Source organism: Luteimonas sp. TWI662 (genome assembly GCF_039673825.1).
In the GTDB taxonomy this organism is placed as follows: Bacteria; Pseudomonadota; Gammaproteobacteria; order Xanthomonadales; family Xanthomonadaceae; genus Luteimonas.
In genome coordinates this window covers 86584-104572 of sequence record NZ_JBDJMI010000011.1, presented here as the reverse complement: position 1 = coordinate 104572, position 17989 = coordinate 86584, and the positions used below count along the sequence as shown (strand labels likewise).

General features: G+C 70.3%; 18 protein-coding genes. 9 read left to right on the top strand and 9 right to left on the bottom strand.

The annotated features are described in order from the left end of the window. Positions 1-11: 11 nt before the first annotated feature. Together ABE488_RS09825 and argS are read right to left on the bottom strand one after the other, a co-directional pair. A complete protein-coding gene (locus ABE488_RS09825; RefSeq protein ID WP_346443577.1) occupies positions 12-800 on the bottom strand; it encodes an SPOR domain-containing protein in 789 nt (262 codons plus the stop codon). Then, positions 800-2500 carry an arginine--tRNA ligase gene (gene argS, locus ABE488_RS09820; RefSeq protein WP_346448136.1) on the bottom strand — a complete coding sequence of 567 codons (1701 nt, stop codon included), beginning with the start codon at positions 2498-2500 and terminating at the stop codon, positions 800-802. The genes ABE488_RS09825 and argS overlap by 1 nt, the downstream gene beginning before the upstream one ends. Positions 2501-2579: 79 nt before the next feature. Between argS and ABE488_RS09815 the strand changes: the two genes are divergently transcribed. Next, positions 2580-3380 (top strand): TSUP family transporter, encoded by an 801-nt coding sequence (locus tag ABE488_RS09815; protein ID WP_346448134.1) that lies wholly within the window; start codon positions 2580-2582, stop codon positions 3378-3380. Positions 3381-3389: 9 nt separating this feature from the next. Here ABE488_RS09815 and folE read toward each other — a convergent pair whose 3' ends face one another. Both folE and ABE488_RS09805 read right to left on the bottom strand, forming a co-directional pair. Then, the gene (folE, locus tag ABE488_RS09810; protein ID WP_346443580.1) at positions 3390-3998 is read right to left on the bottom strand and encodes a GTP cyclohydrolase I FolE; all 609 of its coding nucleotides are present in this window, start codon (positions 3996-3998) and stop codon (positions 3390-3392) included. A 61-nt stretch (positions 3999-4059) separates the two neighbouring features. Next, positions 4060-4437, bottom strand: a complete 378-nt coding sequence (locus ABE488_RS09805) for a hypothetical protein (protein ID WP_346443581.1) — start codon at positions 4435-4437, stop codon at positions 4060-4062. A 270-nt stretch (positions 4438-4707) separates the two neighbouring features. On the opposite strand from ABE488_RS09805, the gene ABE488_RS09800 reads away from it, so the two are divergent. Then, a complete protein-coding gene (locus ABE488_RS09800; RefSeq protein WP_346448133.1) occupies positions 4708-6573 on the top strand; it encodes a DUF885 domain-containing protein in 1866 nt (621 codons plus the stop codon). Positions 6574-6720: 147 nt separating this feature from the next. Here the strand turns inward: ABE488_RS09800 and ABE488_RS09795 are convergent, their stop codons facing one another. Further along, on the bottom strand, positions 6721-8103 hold the full coding sequence (locus ABE488_RS09795) for a serine hydrolase (RefSeq protein WP_346448132.1): 1383 nt from the start codon (positions 8101-8103) through the stop codon (positions 6721-6723). A 91-nt stretch (positions 8104-8194) separates the two neighbouring features. On the opposite strand from ABE488_RS09795, the gene ABE488_RS09790 reads away from it, so the two are divergent. The 4 genes from ABE488_RS09790 to ABE488_RS09775 all read left to right on the top strand — a co-directional run bounded on the left by ABE488_RS09790 (position 8195) and on the right by ABE488_RS09775 (position 11388). After that, positions 8195-8656 (top strand): Rrf2 family transcriptional regulator, encoded by a 462-nt coding sequence (locus tag ABE488_RS09790; protein WP_346443584.1) that lies wholly within the window; start codon positions 8195-8197, stop codon positions 8654-8656. Further along, the gene (locus ABE488_RS09785; RefSeq protein WP_346448131.1) at positions 8649-9548 is read left to right on the top strand and encodes an NAD(P)/FAD-dependent oxidoreductase; all 900 of its coding nucleotides are present in this window, start codon (positions 8649-8651) and stop codon (positions 9546-9548) included. Before ABE488_RS09790 ends, ABE488_RS09785 begins: the two co-directional genes overlap by 8 nt. A gap of 86 nt (positions 9549-9634) precedes the next feature. Next, positions 9635-10204, top strand: a complete 570-nt coding sequence (locus ABE488_RS09780; RefSeq protein WP_346448130.1) for a DUF1190 domain-containing protein — start codon at positions 9635-9637, stop codon at positions 10202-10204. A gap of 2 nt (positions 10205-10206) precedes the next feature. Beyond that, entirely contained in the window at positions 10207-11388 is a 1182-nt protein-coding gene (locus ABE488_RS09775) for a glutathionylspermidine synthase family protein (RefSeq protein WP_346448128.1), read from the top strand. A 9-nt stretch (positions 11389-11397) separates the two neighbouring features. Here the strand turns inward: ABE488_RS09775 and ABE488_RS09770 are convergent, their stop codons facing one another. After that, complete coding sequence (locus ABE488_RS09770) at positions 11398-11736, bottom strand: type II toxin-antitoxin system RelE/ParE family toxin (RefSeq protein WP_346448127.1); 339 nt, start codon at positions 11734-11736, stop codon at positions 11398-11400. Next, a complete protein-coding gene (locus ABE488_RS09765; protein WP_346448125.1) occupies positions 11724-11981 on the bottom strand; it encodes a type II toxin-antitoxin system Phd/YefM family antitoxin in 258 nt (85 codons plus the stop codon). Before ABE488_RS09765 ends, ABE488_RS09770 begins: the two co-directional genes overlap by 13 nt. 172 nt (positions 11982-12153) lie before the next feature. Here ABE488_RS09765 and dbpA point away from each other — a divergent pair, with 172 nt between their 5' ends. Then, the gene (dbpA, locus tag ABE488_RS09760) at positions 12154-13536 is read left to right on the top strand and encodes an ATP-dependent RNA helicase DbpA (protein ID WP_346448123.1); all 1383 of its coding nucleotides are present in this window, start codon (positions 12154-12156) and stop codon (positions 13534-13536) included. Positions 13537-13741: 205 nt separating this feature from the next. Here dbpA and ABE488_RS09755 read toward each other — a convergent pair whose 3' ends face one another. Then, positions 13742-14206: a peptidylprolyl isomerase gene (locus tag ABE488_RS09755; protein WP_346443594.1), complete on the bottom strand. Its 465-nt coding sequence runs from the start codon at positions 14204-14206 to the stop codon at positions 13742-13744. A 329-nt stretch (positions 14207-14535) separates the two neighbouring features. Between ABE488_RS09755 and ABE488_RS09750 the strand changes: the two genes are divergently transcribed. Further along, positions 14536-15003 carry a hypothetical protein gene (locus ABE488_RS09750; RefSeq protein ID WP_346448121.1) on the top strand — a complete coding sequence of 156 codons (468 nt, stop codon included), beginning with the start codon at positions 14536-14538 and terminating at the stop codon, positions 15001-15003. 101 nt (positions 15004-15104) lie between these two features. On the opposite strand, the gene ABE488_RS09745 is transcribed toward ABE488_RS09750, so the two are convergent. After that, positions 15105-16124 (bottom strand): PTS sugar transporter subunit IIC, encoded by a 1020-nt coding sequence (locus ABE488_RS09745; RefSeq protein ID WP_346443597.1) that lies wholly within the window; start codon positions 16122-16124, stop codon positions 15105-15107. A 279-nt stretch (positions 16125-16403) separates the two neighbouring features. Between ABE488_RS09745 and ABE488_RS09740 the strand changes: the two genes are divergently transcribed. Continuing rightward, positions 16404-17981 carry a CocE/NonD family hydrolase gene (locus tag ABE488_RS09740; protein WP_346448119.1) on the top strand — a complete coding sequence of 526 codons (1578 nt, stop codon included), beginning with the start codon at positions 16404-16406 and terminating at the stop codon, positions 17979-17981. Positions 17982-17989: the final 8 nt, after the last annotated feature.

Genomic DNA, 17989 nt, shown 5'->3' with positions numbered 1-17989 from the left:
GGGTGCCTCCGTCACTGGGCCTTGATCGCCAGCGCCGGCAGCCCGCCGTTGCCGAGCTTCTGCTTGGCCTCGGCCAGCTCGGTGGCAGTGCCATAGGGCCCCATGCGCACGCGGTAGACCGTCTTGCCCTGCGCCTGGCCGGCTTCGACCCGGGCGCTCAGGCCCAGCAGCGCGATACGGGCCTTGAGCGCTTCGGCATCGCCCGAGGCGCTGAACGAACCGGCTTGCAGCAGGTAGCGGGCATCGCTGCCGGCGGCCGGTGTCGTCGATGCCGTGGGGGTTGGCCGGGCCGGTGTCGTCGCCGGGGCGGTCGCCGTTGCCGGCGTCTCGCTCAGCGGCGTCGGGCCGGTCCGGGCGCCGGCCAGGTCCGCAGCGTCGGGATGACGGCCCTGCAGCGCCTGCTGCTGCGCCTCGGCGCGTTGCCGGCGCTCGGTCTCGGCGCGCGCGCTGGCGGCCAGCTCGGCGTCGGACATCGGCACCTCCTGGTCGGGCAGCAGGGTGTAGAAGTCGTAGTCGGCGGCAGGCGCGGGCTGCGGCTGCGCGGTGCGCGGTCGCGGCGCCGGGGGTTCGGCCAGCGGCGCCGGTGCGTCCTCGTCGAGGGCGCCGGTCGCCGGCTGCGCGTCGGGATTGGGGCGCGGGCGGAAGAAGCCGTCTTCGGCGTCGGGCTTGAACAGCCGCGGCACCGCCAGCACCACGCCCAGCGCGAGCACCACGCCAATGATCATCCACGCCCAGCCGGGCAGGCCGCCGGAGCTGCCGCCGTTGCGTCGTGCCTGGGATTTTCCGCGTCTTGCTGCCATTACATCGCCTCCGGAGCCTGCACGCCCAGCAGCGCCAGGCCGTTGCGCAGCACCTGCCCTACGGCCGTCGCCAGCGCCAGCCGCGCGTCGCGCGTCGGGGCGTCGTCGACCAGGAACTGGTGATCGTTGTAGTACGTCTGGAAGGCCTGCGCCAACTCCAGCAGATAGGTCGCGATCAGGTGCGGCTCGAGCTGAACGCCGGCCGCGGCGACGATCTCGGGCCAGCGCGACAGGTCGATCAGCACGTCGCGCAGCGCCGTGTCCGTCATGTCCGGCAACTGCGCCAGGCCGTGCTGCAGGTCGAAGGCCAGGCCGCGCTCGGCGAGCTGGCGCTGCAGGCCGCAGATGCGCGCATGCGAGAGCTGGACGTAGTAGACCGGGTTGTCGAGCGACTGGCTGCGCGCCAGGTCGATGTCGAACACCAGCTGCGAGTCGGGCTTGCGCGCGACCAGGAACCAGCGCGTGGCATCGCGCCCGGCCTCGTCGATCAGGTCGCGCAGCGTGAGATAGCTGCCGGCGCGCTTGGACAGCTTCACCTCCTCGCCGCCGCGCATCACCGTGACCATCTGGTGCAGCACGTATTCCGGCCAGCCGGCCGGGATGCCGGCATCGAGCGCCTGCAGGCCGGCGCGCACGCGTGCCAGCGAGCCGTGGTGGTCGGCGCCCAGTTCGGTGATCGCGCGCCGGTAGCCGCGCTGCCACTTGCTCAGGTGATAGGCGACGTCCGGCACGAAATAGGTGTAGCTGCCGTCGGACTTGCGCATCACGCGGTCTTTGTCGTCGCCGTAGTCGGTCGAGCGCAGCCACAGTGCGCCGCCGTCTTCGTAGGTGTGGCCATTGGCGACGAGCGCGCTCACGGTTTCCTCGACCTTGCCGTCGGCGTACAGCGACGACTCCAGGAAGTAGACGTCGAAGCTCACCCCGAACGCGGCCAGGTCGGCGTTCTGCTCGCGGCGCAGCCAGGCGACCGCGAACCGGCGGATCGCGTCGAGGTCGTCGGTATCCGCGGTGCCGGTCACGCATTGGCCTTCGACCTCGACCGTGGCGCCGTCCAGGCACGCGCGGGCGACATCGGCGATGTACTCGCCGTTGTAGGCATCGGCCGGCCAATCGGCATCGCCCGGCGCCAGGCCGCGTGCGCGCGCCTGCACCGAGCGGGCGAGGTTTTCGATCTGCACGCCGGCGTCGTTGTAGTAGAACTCGCGCTTGACGTTCCAGCCGTTGGCGTCGAGCACGCGCGCGATGCAGTCACCGATCACCGCAGCGCGGCCGTGGCCCACGTGCAGCGGACCGGTCGGGTTGGCCGACACGTACTCCACGCCGGCGGTCTGCGCCGCGCCGCTGTCGTTGCGGCCGTAGGCGTCGCCTTGCGCGTGTACCGCGACCAGTTGGTCGCGCCAGGCGCCCGGCGTCAGGCGGAAGTTGAGAAAACCCGGGCCTGCGATCTCGACCGAGGCGATCGCGTCATTGGCCGGCAGCGCATCGACCAGCGCCTGCGCGAGCGCGCGCGGGTTCGAGCGGGCCGGGCGTGCCAGCAGCATCGCCGCGTTCGTGGAGAAATCGCCATGGCTGCGGTCCTTCGGTCGTTCGACGACAAAGGCGGGCGTGGCGAGATCGGCGGGCAGCGTGCCGGCCTCGCGCAGGGCGGTGATGGCCCGCTCGACGAGCGGTTCGATGAGAGCGCGGGACGAAGAATTCACGGGCAAAGAGTGTCGCAGAGCACGGCCGGGCATTGTACGCGAGCCATCCTGAGCGGACCGGCGCGTGGAAGGCGTATGCTTGCGCGCCCGGTTCTCCAGGCCCCGCGTGGACGCGCTGTTTCCCGAACTGCTCTGGCTGGTATGCATCGCGTTCATGGCCGGATTGGTGGATGCGGCAGTGGGCGGCGGCGGATTGGTCCAGCTACCGGGTCTGTTCACAGCGTTGCCCCAGCACGCCCCGGCGGCGCTACTGGGCACCAACAAGTTCAGCTCGATCTTCGGAACCGCGGCGGCGGGCTGGCGCTATGCGCGTAACGTGCGGTTTCCCTGGATGCCGGTGCTGTGCGCCTCGGCGACCGCGTTCGTGTTTGCGTTCGCTGGCGCCACCGCAGTCAGCCTGCTCCCGCGCGATGCGGTCCGGCCGCTGATCCTGGTGCTGCTGGTGGCGATGCTGGCCTACACCCTGGTCAAGAAGGACTTCGGCGCGCTGCACCGCCCGCGCGAGGTCGGCCGCCGAGAACTGGCGCTGGCATTGGCGATGGGGGCTGCGATCGGGTTCTATGACGGCCTGTTCGGGCCGGGCACCGGCAGCTTCCTGATCTTCCTGTTCATCCGCTTCTTCGGGCTGGATTTCCTGCGCGCGACCGCCGCCTCGAAGATCGTCAATCTGGCGACCAACCTGGCGGCGCTGTCGTTCTTCGTGCCGTCGGGCCACGTGCTGCTGGCGTTCGCGGTGCCGATGGCGGCGGCCAACGTCGGCGGGTCGGTGGTCGGCACGCGATTGGCGCTGCGCGGCGGGACGCCGCTGATCCGCAAGCTGTTCGTCGCGTTGGTGGTGGTGCTGATCGCGAAGATGGCCTGGGACACCTTCGCGAACTGATCGCCGGCGTCAGCGGCGGCCGCCGCCGACCTCGATGAACTGCAGGAATTCGGCGCGGGTGCGCGCATCGTCGCGGAAGCTGCCCAGCATCGTCGAGGTGATCATGCTGACCCCGCGCTTGTGCACACCGCGCGTGGTCATGCACTCATGCGCGCCTTCGACCACCACGCCCACGCCCAGCGGCGATAGCGCGCGCTGGATGCAGCCGGCGATCTGCGCGGTCATCTTCTCCTGCACCTGGAAACGCTTGGCGTAGGCCTCGACGACGCGCGCGAGCTTGCTGATGCCGACCACGCGACCCGACGGCAGGTAGCCGACATGCACCTTGCCGATGATCGGCGCCATGTGATGCTCGCAATGGCTCTCATACTCGATGTCGCGCAGCACGATCATCTCGTCGTAACCGGCGACTTCCTCGAATGTGCGCGCAAGATAGGCATCGGCGTCGATCGCGTAGCCGCTGAACCATTCGCCGTAGGCGTCGACGACGCGGCGGGGGGTATCGAGCAGACCTTCGCGGGCCGGATCCTCGCCGGCCCAGCGCAGCAGCGTACGAACAGCGGTCTCGGCCTCGGCGCGGGGGACACCGTTGCGGGCATCGTCGTGGGAAGCGCTCATCGCGACTCTCGCGGAAAAGACGCTATGGTAGCGCGCCGCCGTTCGGCGCCACAGGGTGCGCTCAGGCGTTGCGATCGGCGCGCCGGGCCGCGTCCTGTCGGGATGCGGCGTCCATCGCACAGTGCTGCCAGGCCGCTTCTACCGCGCCGCGCGCTTCCACCCAGCCCAATCGCGAGGCGCCGCGCGTGGCGTTCCAGTCGCGCTCGAGTTGCGCGGCGACCGTTTCGAACTCCTCGCCGCGATGGCGACGCCAACTGCGCAGACCGAGCCGGTAGGCCGGCGCATAGTCGTCCCAGGTCCGCCCCACCGAGTAGTACGGCGCCTGTTGCAGTGAGGCCGCGAAGCGCTTGAGCGACGCATGGTCCACGTCGATCTCCGTAATCGACTCGCGCATCGGCTCGGGTGCTGGATGGGCGGCAGTGGCGGGATCGTGCTTCATCTGGGGCGTTTTCCGGATTACCGAGGGGGCAGGCATTGGGGAGCGGTGGACATGGGAGGCAACGCTATGCCCGTCTCCGTTCCCCAGCAGTGAAGCGCACGCGCTGCTCCGACGCGCGTGCAGCCTGCGTTCACGGAGCGGCGCTCGCAGGGCGCCTGCGGAAAAATCTGCACGCCTGCGGGTCCTGGGAACGGCTGCCATGACATTCCGCAGGGGCGCGGCGCTTGGCTGCCCCGCAGAATGCACGTCCGACCCTCAGGAGTTCAGCCCATGCGCGCCATCGCCGCCGGTTCCACGCTGGCCCTCGCCCTCTCTTTGGCGCTACCGCTGTCGCTATCGCCGTGGGTCGCCGTCGCATCCGTCTCCGACGTGGCAGCGCAGCAACCGGATGACGAATCGTCACGCCTCAACGCCTGGTTCGAAACCTACTACGAGACGGCTCTGCAGATGAGTCCGATCCAACTGAGCTCTCTCGGCCGCAAGGAACGCAATGACAGTCTCAACGACATGTCGGAGCAGGCCAATCGAGACCAGGTGGCTTGGTTGGAGGCTTCGGTTCGGGAAATGGAGGCGAACTTCGACTACGCCTCGCTCGATGCAGAGACCAGAGTGTCGTGGGACCTCTGGAAGCGCGGGTATGAAAGCATGCGCGATGGCATGGCGTTTTCCATGAACGGCTATGTGTTCCACCAGATGGGGGGAATGCACAGCGCGTTCCCGACATTCATGATCAACGTCCACAAAGCCGACGACGAGCAGAGCTACCAGGCCTACATCGCCCGGCTCAAGGCGGCGCCGGCGATGTTCGACCAACTGCTCGAGCGCGGTCGCGCCGCCTCCGCGCAGGGCATCCGCCCGCCGCGGTTCGCGTTCGAAGGCGTGATCGACCAGTCGCGCAAGGTGATCGCCGGGGCTCCGTTCGATGACGGCCCCGACAGCGCGCTGTGGGCCGATGCCCAGGCCAAGGCCGATGCGTTGGTCGAACAGGGCAAGCTGACCGCCGAACGCGCCGCGCAACTCAAGGCCGAGGCGCGCGTGGCTCTGGTGGAGCAGCTCAAGCCGGCTTACGAGCGGATCATCGCGTGGAGCGAGCAGGAACGGCCCCGGGCGCTGGAGAACCCGTCCGGTGTCGGCACCACCCACCCCAATGGCGCGGCGTACTACGCGTACCGCCTGCGTGAGAACACCACGACCGCGATGACCGCCGACGAGGTCCATCAGTTGGGCCTGGACGAGGTCGCGCGCCTCCGTGACGAGATGGAGGCGCTCAAGACCCGCGTCGGCTTCGATGGCGACTTGCTGGCGTTCTTCACCTTCCTCGACACCGACAAGCGCTTCAAGTATCCCGACACCGATGCCGGCCGCCAGGCCTACATCGACGACGCGACCGCCGCGATCGACAACATCCGCCAGCACCTGCCCGAGTACTTCGGTCTGCTGCCCAAGGCAGGCCTGGAGGTGCGCCGCGTGGAGGCGTTCCGCGAGCAGCCCGGCGCGGCGCAGCACTACTACCGCGGTACGCCGGACGGGTCGCGCCCGGGCATCTACTACGCGCACCTGTCGGATATGAACGCGATGCCCAAGACCGAACTGGAGGTCATCGCCTATCACGAGGGCCTGCCGGGCCACCACATGCAGATCTCGATCGCCCAGGAGCTGCAGGGCGTGCCGACATTCCGCACCCAGCAGTTCCACACCGCCTACACCGAGGGCTGGGGCCTGTACTCGGAGTGGCTGGCCAAGGAGATGTCGGGCACCTACCAGGACCCTTACTCGGAATACGGCCGGTTGATGTCGGAGATGTGGCGTGCGATCCGGCTCGTCGTCGACACCGGCATGCATGCCAAGGGCTGGACGGAACAGCAGGCGGTCGACTACTTCCGACAGAACAGCTCGATCCCGCAGGCGGCGATCGAGTCGGAGATCCGCCGCTATCTGATCATGCCCGGCCAGGCCACCGCCTATAAGGTCGGCATGATCCGCATCCAGGCGCTGCGCCGGAAGGCGGAGGCCGAACTGGGCGACCGCTTCGACATTCGCGGCTTCCACGATGCCGTGCTCGGCGGCGGCGCGCTGCCGCTGGACCTGCTCGAACAGCGCGTGGATCGCTGGATCGCCGAAAAGAAAGCCGGCTGAGCCGGCATCGACGTCGCGTTCCCGCAGAACGCCGGCGTTTCCAGCGCACCTCCCCCGCCCGCGGGGGAGGTCGGCGCCGCAGGCGCCGGGTGGGGGCAAGCGCCCGATGATGCGATCGAATTCCGCCCAACGCGGGCGGCGACTCGCTCAGTCCACCGCGGCCAGTACCGCCGCCGCGAACGCGGCGATGTCGAAGCGCTGTCCGGTCGGGTCCTCACCGCGGCGCACCAGCACGAGGTCTCGCGAAGGCACGACCAGGATGTACTGCCCACGGTTGCCGAACGCGGCGAACGTGTCGGCCGGCACGCCCGGCGAGCGCTGCAGCAGCCACAGCGTCGCGCCATAGTCGAACTCGCCCTCGGGCTGCGGGCCGGACGGCGTCGTCGCCTGCCGCACCCAGCCTTCCGGCAGCAGTCGACGTCCGTCGGCCACGCCGTCGTCCTTGAGCAACAGGCCGAAGCGGGCCAGGTCGCGCGCGGTCGACCAGACCTGGCTCGACAGCACGTAGCCGCCCTGCCAGTCGGTCTCGGCGAAGGTCCGCGTCATGCCCGTGGGCCAGAACAGGTCGGTATAGGGACGCGACAGCGCCCGTGCGTCGTCGCCGGTGGCCGCGCGCAGCGCATGCACCGCCAGCACGCTGTCGTTGTTGGCGTAGCGGAACCGCACGCCCGGCGGCGCGGCCAGCGGCCAGCCGGGCGCGGCCTCGGCCACGGTCGCGCCGCCGAAGTACAGCGCATCGGTGCGATTGCCGGCGGTGTCGCTGTGCAGGCCGCTGGCCATGCGCAGCAACTGGTCGACGGTGATCGCCGCGCGCGGGTCGCCCGGGCGTTGCCATTCGGGCACCGGCGCCGGGCGCGCCGGATCAAGCGTGCCCTGGGCTGCGGCGACGCCGACCAGCGCGCCGGCCAGGCTCTTGGCGACCGACCACGTGCGCTGCGGCACGTGCGGGCCGAAGCCGTCGCGATAGCGCTCGGCGACGATGCGTCCGCCCTGCACCACGACGACCGCGGTGGTGACGTGCCCCTCGCCGAACGCGGTGGCATCCAGTGCGCCGTCGAGTGCGGCCGACAGCGCGCGGTCGTCGCCGCGCAGCGGCGCAGTCGCGTCACGCTCACCCAGCGGCCAGGGCCGGGCATCGAGGTCCGGCGCGGCGGCATCGAAGCGCGGCAGCGTCGCCACCGCGGCGGCGCCGGCCCCGATCGGCAACTGCGCGCAGCCCAGGTTCGGACGCCAGGCGGCGATACGCGGCGGCAGCGACGGGTCGAATGCGACCGAGACCGTCTGCGCGTCGCGGTCGACCACGGCGGTCAGCGCATCTACCTGCGCCTGGTATTCGGGATAGATGCCGCGCAGTTCGACCGCGTCCACTTGCGCAGGCGTGCGGCCGCCACCCAGATGCGCGCTGCACAGCGTCAGCGCCTTGTAGCCCGCCGCGACCGCGCGCGCATGCGCCTCGGGGGCCGGCGGCGGCACGGTCTGCGCGAGCGCGGGTGCGGCGGCGAACAGGAGAACGGGCAACAGCTTGCGCATCGGCGGCATTCCGAAGACAGGACGCCGCAGTCTAGGCGGCGCCGCCAGCCTTGGCTTGCTGCCCTCGGCATAATGTAATATTTTGAGTTACATGAAACCCGACAGCCGCCTGTCCTCCGTCCTGCACGTCTTGCTGCACATGGCCCAGCACGACGGCCCGCTGACCTCCGAGACCCTGGCGCGCGCGCTGGGCACGAACCCCGTGGTGGTCCGCCGTACGCTCGCCAGCCTGCGCGAGCGCGGTTACGTCGCTTCGGCCAAGGGGCCGGGCGGCGGCTGGACCCTGGGCTGCGACCTGCGCACGGTGACGTTGCTCGACATCTATCGCGCGGTCGGCGAACCGACCGTGTTCGCGATGGGCCATCGGCTGGCGCAGCCCGCGTGCCTGGTCGAGCAGGCCGTCAACGAGGCGCTCGACGTCGCCTTTCGCGATGCCGAGGCGCTGTTGATCGCGCGCCTGGGCGAGGTGACCTTGGCCGAACTGGCCGCCTCGTTCGCGCGGCGCATGCCGCATGTCCCGACCGTCCCCTGCGAGCGCCCCGACCATGCCTGACCCCATCGCGTCCTTCGATGCCGTCGTCGTCGGCGGCAGCTATGCCGGCCTATCGGCTGCGATGCAGCTCGCCCGCGCGCGCCAGCGCGTGCTCATCATCGACGCCGGCCAGCGGCGCAACCGCTTTGCGTCCGCCTCGCACGGGCTGATCGGCCAGGACGGCCGCGCGCCTGACGCGATCGCCGCCGACGCCCGCGCCCAGGTGCTGGCCTATCCGACCGTGACCTGGCGACAGGCGACCGCGGTGCGCGCCGATGGCGGCATCGGCCTGTTCGCGGTCGAGGACGAGGCCGGCCAGCGCGTGCAGGCGCGCCGGTTGGTGTTGGCGACCGGTGTGATCGACACGCTGCCGCCGATCGAAGGCCTGCAGGTGCGCTGGGGACGCAGCGTGTTCCATTGCCCGTACTGCCACGGCTACGAGCTCGACCGCGGCCGCATCGGTGTGATCGCCGTCGGCGAGGTCTCGATGCACCATGCCCTGATGCTGCCCGACTGGGGCGCGGTGACGTTCTTTCTCGATGGGCGCTTCGTGCCCGACGATACCCAGCGCGCCGCGCTTGCTGCGCGTGGCGTGCGGATCGAGCCGGCGCGGATCGCCGCGGTGGCCGGAGACGCGGATGTCGTGCTCGAAGACGGCCGGCTGATCGCATGCGACGGGCTGTTCGTCGCCAGCCGCACCCACGTCGCCAGCCCGCTGGCCGAGCAGCTCGGATGTGCCTTCGAAGATGGGCCGCTGAGCGCCTTCGTGCGCACCGATGCGATGCAGGCCACCTCGGTGCCCGGCGTCTTCGCCTGCGGCGACGCTGCGCGCGCCGCGCACAGTGTTGCGCTGGCGATCGGCGATGGCGCGATGGCCGGCGCCGCGACCCATCGCAGCCTGCTGTTCGACTGAACCAGCGGGCCTGGCGCTTTGCCCGTGCACCGCGCACGCGGCATCATGACAGGCTGGAACCCGCCCACACGACGAGACCCGTGCGCATGAAGCGATCGAAGACGACGGCCCTGCTGCTGATGGGCGCCGCCCCCCTGCTGTTCACCGCCTGCCAGCGCGAGCAGCCGGTGCAGATGCAGGAAGGCCTGTTCACCTCGGTCGAGCGCTGCACCGAAGCCACCGGCGATGCCTCCAACTGCCGCGTCGCGTTCGAGCAGGCCCGCCAGCAGGCCGCCGATGCGGCCCCGCAGTACGGCAGCCGCGAAGCCTGCGCGCGCGACTATCCGGCCGAGGATTGCGTGGAGCAGCGCACGACGGCCGGGCACTCGTTCATCGGACCGATGATGGCGGGCTTCTTCCTGTCGCAGATGATGAGCGGCAACCGCGCCGGGCTCGCCCAGCAGCCCGCCGCGGGCCGGGCACGCGGCGCCGCCCCCGGTCGGCCGCAGGCCACCCCGGCCTGGCGCAGCAACACCGACGGCTGGTTGCGGCCGTCCGGTGCGACGGCTGCCGGCCGCGCCGGCCTGACGCCGGTCGCCGCCACCCCGGATCGCGCGATGACCGCGCAGCGCGGCGGCTTCGGCGCCTCGGGACGCGGTCGCAGCAGCGGCGGCTGAGCGTGCGGCGGATTCCGATCGTCGAGCGCGGCGACTGGCGCGCACGCGCTGCCGAAAGCGGTTTCCGCTTCCACACCATCGACGGCGCCCGCTACTGGGACGAACGCGCCTACTACGCGTTCACCCTGCGCCAGATTGAGGACGACCTCGAGGACCCGAGCGCCGAGCTGCACGCGATGGCGCTCGACCTGGTCGATGAGATCGCCGGCAGCGATGCGCTGATGCAGCGCCTGGCGATTCCTGCGCCGTTCCGCGACTGGGTCGCCGAAAGTTGGCGCCGCCGCGACGGTCATCTCTACGGGCGTCTGGACTTCGCCTACGACGGCCGGGGCCCGGCCAAGCTCTACGAACTCAACTACGACACCCCGACCTCGCTGTTCGAAGCCGCGTTCTTCCAGTGGCAGTGGCTGGAGGACCAGCGCGAGACCGGCCGTCTGCCGGCCGAGGCCGACCAGTTCAATTCGATCCACGAGGCGCTGGTCGAGCGCTTCGGTGTGTTGTCGATGCACCTGCCGCCGCCGCTGCTGTTCGCCGCCTCGCGCGATTCCGAGGAAGACCAGGGCACGGTCGACTATCTGCGCGATTGCGCCGCCCAGGCCGGCCTGCATGGCGCGCCGATCGCGATCGAGGATGTCGGGCTGTCGGACGACGGCCGCTTCACCGACCTCGACGACACCGTGATCGGCACGCTGTTCAAGCTCTACCCGCTCGAAGACCTATTCGCCGAGGACTTCGGCCGCGCGCTGCCCGGCTCGGGCCTGCGCCTGCTCGAACCGCCGTGGAAGGCACTGCTCAGCAACAAGGGCATCCTGCCGCTGCTGTGGGAGCGCCACCCGGGCCATCCCAACCTGTTGGCCGCAGCGTTCGACGACGGCGGCGCGCTGCCGGCCGGCTGGGTGCGCAAGCCGCTGCATTCGCGCGAAGGCGCGAACGTGGCCATGCACCTGCCCGACGGCCGCTGGCTCGAGAGCGAAGGCCCCTATGCTGGCCCCTGCATCCGCCAAGCGCTGCACCCGCTGCCGCAGTTCGACGGCCGCTATCCGCTGGTCGGCAGTTGGGTGGTCGGCGATGTCGCCTGCGGCATCGGCATTCGCGAGGATGACGGCCCGATCACCCGCGACAGCGCCCGCTTCGTGCCCCACGCCATCGTCGAGGAAGGCGCGCAGACCACGCTGTACGCCTGAGCGGGCGGATCAATCGCAATCGCGGGGGCGATTCCCGGCCGTGCGTGCGCGAACGCCGAGACGTTCGATGCGCAGCAGGCGCTCGAAACGCATGACGTGGACGATGAGCACGCGTGGGCCCTCGTGCCGATAGAAGACACGGCACGGCGGTTCAACGATCTCTCGGTAGCGCGAGCCGGGCAACTCGGGAGGGCGGCGACCGCTGGCCGGATGATCGGCGAGTCGCTCGACGTGGACGAATACGCGCGCCACGAACGCCGCCGCAGCCCGCGGGTTTTCGATCGCGATGTAGTCGGCGATGGCGTCCAGGTCCGCGATCGCCGGCTCCGACCAGACTACTTCAGCCATCGAGCCAGACGTGCCTTGGCCTGGTCCTGGTTTGCAACGCGGCCTTCGGCGATCGCCTGTTCGCCACGTGCGATGCCTTCGAGAATCGACATGCGTTGCTGCATGCGCTCGTAACTCTCCACATCCACCAGATAGGCGCTGGGCAGACCATGCTGCGTGATGAGGATCGGCTGCCTGTCCCGTTCGATGTCGGACAGCAATTCGGTGGCCTGGCGCTTGAGCGTCGTGACGAGTTCGGTGCGCATGAGAGTGACACTAAAGTACCACTAACGCGAGCGCAAGCGGCATGCGCCTGAGCATGGGTGGCCTTGAAGCACCAGGCAGGATTGGGTGCATAGCCGCGTGCGGCCATTGTCGTGACGCTTCGCCCGCGACGCCGATGCCACGCACACGACCCGCGCCTGCGATCATGTGCGGATGACCGAGCCCACCGCGTTTTCCACTCTCCCGCTGTCGCCCGCCCTGCTGCAGGGCGTCGCCGCCCTCGGCTACACGGTGATGACGCCGATCCAGGCGCAGGCGTTGCCGGCCATCCTCGCCGGCCACGACACCATCGCGCAGGCGCCCACCGGCAGCGGCAAGACCGCGGCCTTCGGGCTCGGCCTGCTGCAGCGGCTCGATCCGGCGCGCGTGGAAACGCAGGCGCTGGTGCTGTGCCCCACGCGCGAGCTCGCCGACCAGGTCGCGCGCCAGCTGCGCCGGCTCGCGGTCGGCATTCCGAACCTCAAGGTCTCGGTGCTGTGCGGCGGCATTCCGCTGGGTCCGCAGCTCGCGTCGTTGACCCACGATCCGCATATCGTCGTCGGCACCCCCGGACGCATCCAGGAACTGACCAAGAAGAAGGCGTTGCACCTGCGGCATGTACGCACGCTGGTGCTCGACGAAGCCGACCGCATGCTCGACATGGGCTTCGAAGAACCGATCCGCGACATCGTCGGACGCACGCCCAAGACCCGCCAGGGCCTGCTGTTCTCGGCCACGTTTCCCGACGACATCCGCGCGCTGGGTGCGGCGATGCTGCGTGACCCGGTCAGCATCGGCATCGGCGGCGACACCGAGGCCCCGGCCATCGATCAACGCTGCTTCGAGGTCGAACCCGCGCGCCGCGCGCCGCTGTTGGCCGCCCTGCTGCTGCGCTATCGGCCCGAGTCGGCGGTGGTGTTCTGCAACACTCGCGCCGACGTGGTCGAGGTCGCCGGCTCGCTGGCACATTACGGCTTCGCGGCGCTTGCGCTGCACGGTGACATGGAGCAGCGCGATCGCGACGAAGTGCTGCTGCAGTTCGCCAACCGCAGTTGCGCCGTGCTGGTCGCCAGCGACGTCGCCGCGCGCGGGCTCGATGTCGAGGACCTCGCCGCGGTCGTCAATTTCGAACTGCCGCACGACCCCGATACCTACGTGCACCGCATCGGCCGCACCGGCCGCGCCGGTCGCACCGGGTTGGCGTTGAACCTGGTGACGCCACGGGAGTTGCCGCGCACGACGGCGATCGAGGCGCACCTGGGCCAGCCGATGCGCTGGGAGACGCTGATGCCGTTGTCCGGCAAGGCGACGAACGTGCCGCCCGCAGCGATGGCCACGCTGCGCATCGACGCCGGCCGCAGCGACAAGCTACGCCCCGGCGACATCGTCGGCGCGCTGACCGGCGAGGCCGGTCTGCACAAGGAGGCGATCGGCAAGATCGACGTGTTCGCGACCCGCAGCTATGTCGCGATCGCACACGGCCAGGCCGCACAGGCGCTCGCGCGGCTGCGCGAAGGCAAGATCAAGGGAAGGCGGTTCCGGATCGCGCGGCTCTGACATCACGCGCGCCGAACGCCTCGGGGGCGGACGCGCTCAGCGCCCGCGCCAGCGCGCCCACACCGCGCGAACGGCCGCGTAGACCACGCCGATCGCCAGGCCAAGGCCGATCCATTGCAGCAACGTCATTGCGAAGATCTCCTCGGGCCGGGGGACGGACGGACCGGCGCGCGCCACGACGGCGCGGCCGGGGTACAACGCGGTATCAGCCCTGCACGCGGCCGACGTTCTTCTCGTCCTCGGTGGCCTCGCGGACCTCGGCCACTTCGACGGCGAAGTGCAGCGTCTGGCCAGCCAGCGGATGGTTGCCGTCGATGCGCACCTGCGTGTCGGTCACGTCCACCACGGTCACCAGCACCGCGCCCTGGCCGCCCTGTGCCTGGAACTGCATGCCCGGCTCGACGGTATCCACGCCCTGGAAGGCTTCGCGCGGCAGCACCTGCACCAGTGCGTCGTTGCGCTCGCCGTAGGCCTCCTGCGGCGGCACATCGACGGTCAGCGAGTCGCCGACCTTGCGGCCCGCCAACGCCTTCTCCAGGCCGGGGATGATGTTGCCGGCGCCGTGGAAGTAGCGCAGCGGCTGATCGGCGGGCGACTTGTCGAGCACCTGCCCGGCATCGTTGGTCAGGGTGTAGTGGATGCTGGCAACGCGTGCAGCGGCGATCTCCATGAGGATCTCCTTGAGATTCGAATAAAAGGGGGAGGCGTGGCGGAAGACGAAACGACACCGGACGACACACGGTGTGGATGACCACCTCGCCACCCTACCGGGCCGGCTGGCCGCACGCAAACCGGCGCGCGCGCTGCGATGCGCCTGGACAGTGCTGTTCGGCCACGCCTGCGCCGTCGTGGCGCGGTCGGGAATGGATGACGCCACAATGAACCGGCGCGCGCGCCCCTAGGGCGAACCCCAGATCCTGGCCGCAACCGCCGCGATTACGTTGTCCGCCATCCACCGCGTTTGCACGCGGCGCCCCTCTTTGGATCAGGAGAAACGACATGACCGACGGCGCTTCTGGCGTTTCGGGAGGTTCTGGCGCAGCAGATGCCGCCAACGATGCCGCACAGTCCGCGGCCAACGATGCCGCCGCCAGCGCCGTCGAATCGATGGGCCCGGCTTCGGCCGAGGCAGTGAGCTCGGCCGAGGCCGCTGCGGAGGCTGCGAAGGTGGGCGATGCCTGCACCGCCGAGGCCGCCCTGTCGCGCGCCGAAGCGGCGGCATCGCAGACCGCGCAGGCGGCGCAGACCGTGGCCGACATCGCCGCACAGACCCCCACCTCGGTGACCGAAGCCGCCGCCGCCCTTGCGGCCGAAGACGCGCAGAACGCCGCCGCCGCCGTCGACGCCGCGCGCCAGGCGGTCGAGAGCATGCGCGAAGATCTCGGCGTCAGCGGCTGCATCTCTCAGGCCCCCACCGCGCCGACCCAGGGCTTGGCCCTGAACACCATCGAGCAACTCTGGGCCTGAAACCGGGGTCAGGCTCGCTTTTCCCTCAGCCAAACAGCAGCTGCGACATCACTGCGGGAAAAGCGACCCTGACCCCCGCACGCTGACCCGGCATAGTGCGGTCAGAGTTTTGCGTCGACCTTGAGGTCGCCGGGCTGGATCCAGCCGCGGCGGCGCATCGGCGCGGCGATGGCCAGCGTCAGCAGGGCGGGCGCCAGGAAATGCAACAGGCCGATCGACAGCCACACCGACGGTGCGTTCCCCATCGCCGCCAGTGTGCCGACCTGACCGACGAAGCCACTGGTGCCCATGCCCGAGCCCGTCGGCACGTTCTGCATGCCGAAGCCCAGCGTCGCGACGGGGCCGAGGATCGCGCCGGCCAGCGTCGGCGGGATCCAGATCCGCGGATTGCGCACGATGTTGGGCAGTTGCAGCATGCTCGTGCCCAGGCCCTGGCTGAGCAGCCCGGACGTGCCGTTCTCGCGCCAGCTCATGACCGCGAAGCCGACCATCTGCGCCGCGCAGCCTGCGGTCGCCGCGCCGCCGGCCAGGCCACCCAGGCCCAGCGAGATCGCCAGCGCCGCGCTCGAGGTCGGGCCGGTCAGGATCATCCCCATCGTCACCGCGATCAGCACGCTCATCAGCAACGGCTGCAGCGTCATCGCCCACTCGATGGTCTGCCCGGTCACCGCCAGCACGTTGCCGATCACCGGCGCCAGCGCGTGTGCGGTGGCGAAGCCGGCGACCAGGGCCGCGGCCGGCGTTGCGATGATGTCGATCGGCGTGGTGCGGCTGACCAGCTTGCCGATCTCGGTTCCCACCGCGACCGCGACGAAGCAGCCGACCGGCCCACCGAGCTTGGCGCCCAGCAGGCCCGTCGCGGCGCTGGCGAAGATCACGATCGGTGGGCCCTTCAATCCGTAGGCCACCGCTACGCCGATCGCGGCCCCCATCGCCTGCTGCGCCATCGTGCCGGCGTCGATCAGCCAGGCCTGTGCGGTCCAGCCGCCGACGGTCTTGAGGATCAACCCGATCACCAGCGAGCCGAACAGGCCCAGCGTCATTGCGTTGAGCGCCTCGATGCCGTAGCGCCGCAGCGAGAACTCGATGTCGCGCGCGCGCAGGAAAGAGGTCAGGGACATGGTCGTGCCGGTACGGGGGAGCGGGACGGCCTGGACGGACCGTGCGGATCAAAGGAGCGCGCAAGGATAGCGGCTCGGCGACCCCGGCCGTCCGATACGGGCGTGCGGTCTCGGGCATGGGCGATGGCGCCCTGCCGCCGACCGTGCGCGACAGGCCGCCGACGATCCTGATCCACATCTCCATACTTGATGGTATGGTCGAGTTGCTCACCTCCCCCGCGGCGGGCCTTTGGATGTCGGTCGGACCCGCCGGTCCGGCGCCTACTGGAGGACCGTTGTATGAGCCGCTCACTGATCCGCTGGCTTGCGCTGTGCGTGTTGCTGGCTGTCTGCACCGCTGCCTCGGCCGCGGGATTCAACAAGACCTACGAACGCATCCCCAGCTGGGACGGCACGCAGCTGGGCGCCCTGGTGCTGGTGCCGCGCGGGCACGGCCCCGGCCCGTTCCCGCTGATCGTGATGCCGGCCAGCTGGTCGCTCCCGAATCTGGAATACGTCGGCCGCGCCGCACAACTGGCGAATGATGGCTACGTGGTGGTGAGCTACACCTCGCGCGGCTTCTGGGATTCGGCCGGCCGGATCGATATCGCCGGGCCGCCGACGGTCGAGGACGTCAGCGCGGTGATCGACTGGGCCTTGACGCATACACCGGCCAACCCGGACGCGATCGGTGCGTCCGGCATCTCGTATGGCGCTGGCGTCAGTTTGCTGGCGGCGGCGCGCGACCCGCGGATTCGCGCGGTCGCGGCGCTGAGCGGCTGGGCCGACCTGGAGGCCTCGCTCTACGCGAACCGCACGGTCAGCCGACAGGGCGTCGCCCTGCTGGTGGGCGCGGGCGCGTTGACCGGCCGGCCCGGTCCGGAACTGGCGGCGATCACCGCCCGGGTCGCCCTCGGCGACTACGACAGCGCGGTCGAGGGCTTCCTGCCGCAAGCGGCCAGCCGCGGCGCGGTGCACGAGGTCGACGAGATCAACCGCAACGGCACCGCCGTGCTGATCGCCAACGCGTTCAACGACAGCCTGTTCCCGCCCAATCAGTCCGTGGACTTCTACCAACGGCTGCGTGGCCCCCGGCAGTTGCTGCTCAGCCAGGGCGACCATGCGACCGCCGAACTGCCGGGCGCGTTGGGCCTGCCGAACACGGTGTACGAGGCCACCACCCGCTGGTTCGACCGTCACCTCAAAGGTCGGGACCCGGATGCGTCCGAGCCGGCGGTGCGGCTTGCCACGCTCGACGGCCAATGGCTCGCCTACGCGGACTGGGACGCCGTCCAGGCGGACCAGGTGACGTACGGACTGACCCGCCCGTCCGGCCTAGTGCAGGCGACCGGCACCCTGGCCGCACGCGACGCCACCGGCTGGAACCACCGCATCGCCACCGGCGTGCCGACCGTCGCCGAGGCCGGTCCGGTGCTGATCGGCGGCCTGTTGCAAGGCTTCGGTGTGCCCGTGGTCACCTCGATGCCGCTGGTCTCGCGGCTGGGTGCCGCTGTCTGGGCGGGGCCGGTCTACCCGAACGGGCGCATCCTGGCTGGCGCGCCGACACTGCGGATCACCGTGGTGCCCGACCGCCGCGAGGTTTCGCTGTTCGCCTATCTGTACAGCGTCGACGCGCTGGGCATGGGCCAACTGCTCACGCACAAGCCCTACAGCCTGCGCGACGCGGTGCCCGGCCAGCCCCGGACGCTGGACATCGCGTTGGAGGCCACAGCCGCGAAGATCCCCGCGGGTCGCAGGCTGGTGCTGGTCGTGGACACACTCGACCTGCGCTATGCCGATGCCACCGCGCCGGGGCGCGCACTCACGTTCGCCTCGCCGCGCGAAGCGCCGTCGCAGCTGCGCGTGCCGCTGCACTGAGCCACGGC

Excerpts from the sequence above, each read along its gene's own strand:
- ABE488_RS09825 (WP_346443577.1), bottom strand. The coding sequence starts at position 800 with ATGGCAGCAAGACGCGGAAAATCCCAGGCACGACGCAACGGCGGCAGC.
- folE (WP_346443580.1), bottom strand. The coding sequence starts at position 3,998 with ATGAGCGCTTCCCACGACGATGCCCGCAACGGTGTCCCCCGCGCCGAG.
- ABE488_RS09805 (WP_346443581.1), bottom strand. The coding sequence starts at position 4,437 with ATGAAGCACGATCCCGCCACTGCCGCCCATCCAGCACCCGAGCCGATG.
- ABE488_RS09800 (WP_346448133.1), top strand. The coding sequence starts at position 4,708 with ATGCGCGCCATCGCCGCCGGTTCCACGCTGGCCCTCGCCCTCTCTTTG.
- ABE488_RS09795 (WP_346448132.1), bottom strand. The coding sequence starts at position 8,103 with ATGCGCAAGCTGTTGCCCGTTCTCCTGTTCGCCGCCGCACCCGCGCTC.
- ABE488_RS09790 (WP_346443584.1), top strand. The coding sequence starts at position 8,195 with ATGAAACCCGACAGCCGCCTGTCCTCCGTCCTGCACGTCTTGCTGCAC.
- ABE488_RS09785 (WP_346448131.1), top strand. The coding sequence starts at position 8,649 with ATGCCTGACCCCATCGCGTCCTTCGATGCCGTCGTCGTCGGCGGCAGC.
- ABE488_RS09780 (WP_346448130.1), top strand. The coding sequence starts at position 9,635 with ATGAAGCGATCGAAGACGACGGCCCTGCTGCTGATGGGCGCCGCCCCC.
- ABE488_RS09770 (WP_346448127.1), bottom strand. The coding sequence starts at position 11,736 with ATGGCTGAAGTAGTCTGGTCGGAGCCGGCGATCGCGGACCTGGACGCC.
- ABE488_RS09765 (WP_346448125.1), bottom strand. The coding sequence starts at position 11,981 with ATGCGCACCGAACTCGTCACGACGCTCAAGCGCCAGGCCACCGAATTG.
- dbpA (WP_346448123.1), top strand. The coding sequence starts at position 12,154 with ATGACCGAGCCCACCGCGTTTTCCACTCTCCCGCTGTCGCCCGCCCTG.
- ABE488_RS09755 (WP_346443594.1), bottom strand. The coding sequence starts at position 14,206 with ATGGAGATCGCCGCTGCACGCGTTGCCAGCATCCACTACACCCTGACC.
- ABE488_RS09750 (WP_346448121.1), top strand. The coding sequence starts at position 14,536 with ATGACCGACGGCGCTTCTGGCGTTTCGGGAGGTTCTGGCGCAGCAGAT.
- ABE488_RS09745 (WP_346443597.1), bottom strand. The coding sequence starts at position 16,124 with ATGTCCCTGACCTCTTTCCTGCGCGCGCGCGACATCGAGTTCTCGCTG.
- ABE488_RS09740 (WP_346448119.1), top strand. The coding sequence starts at position 16,404 with ATGAGCCGCTCACTGATCCGCTGGCTTGCGCTGTGCGTGTTGCTGGCT.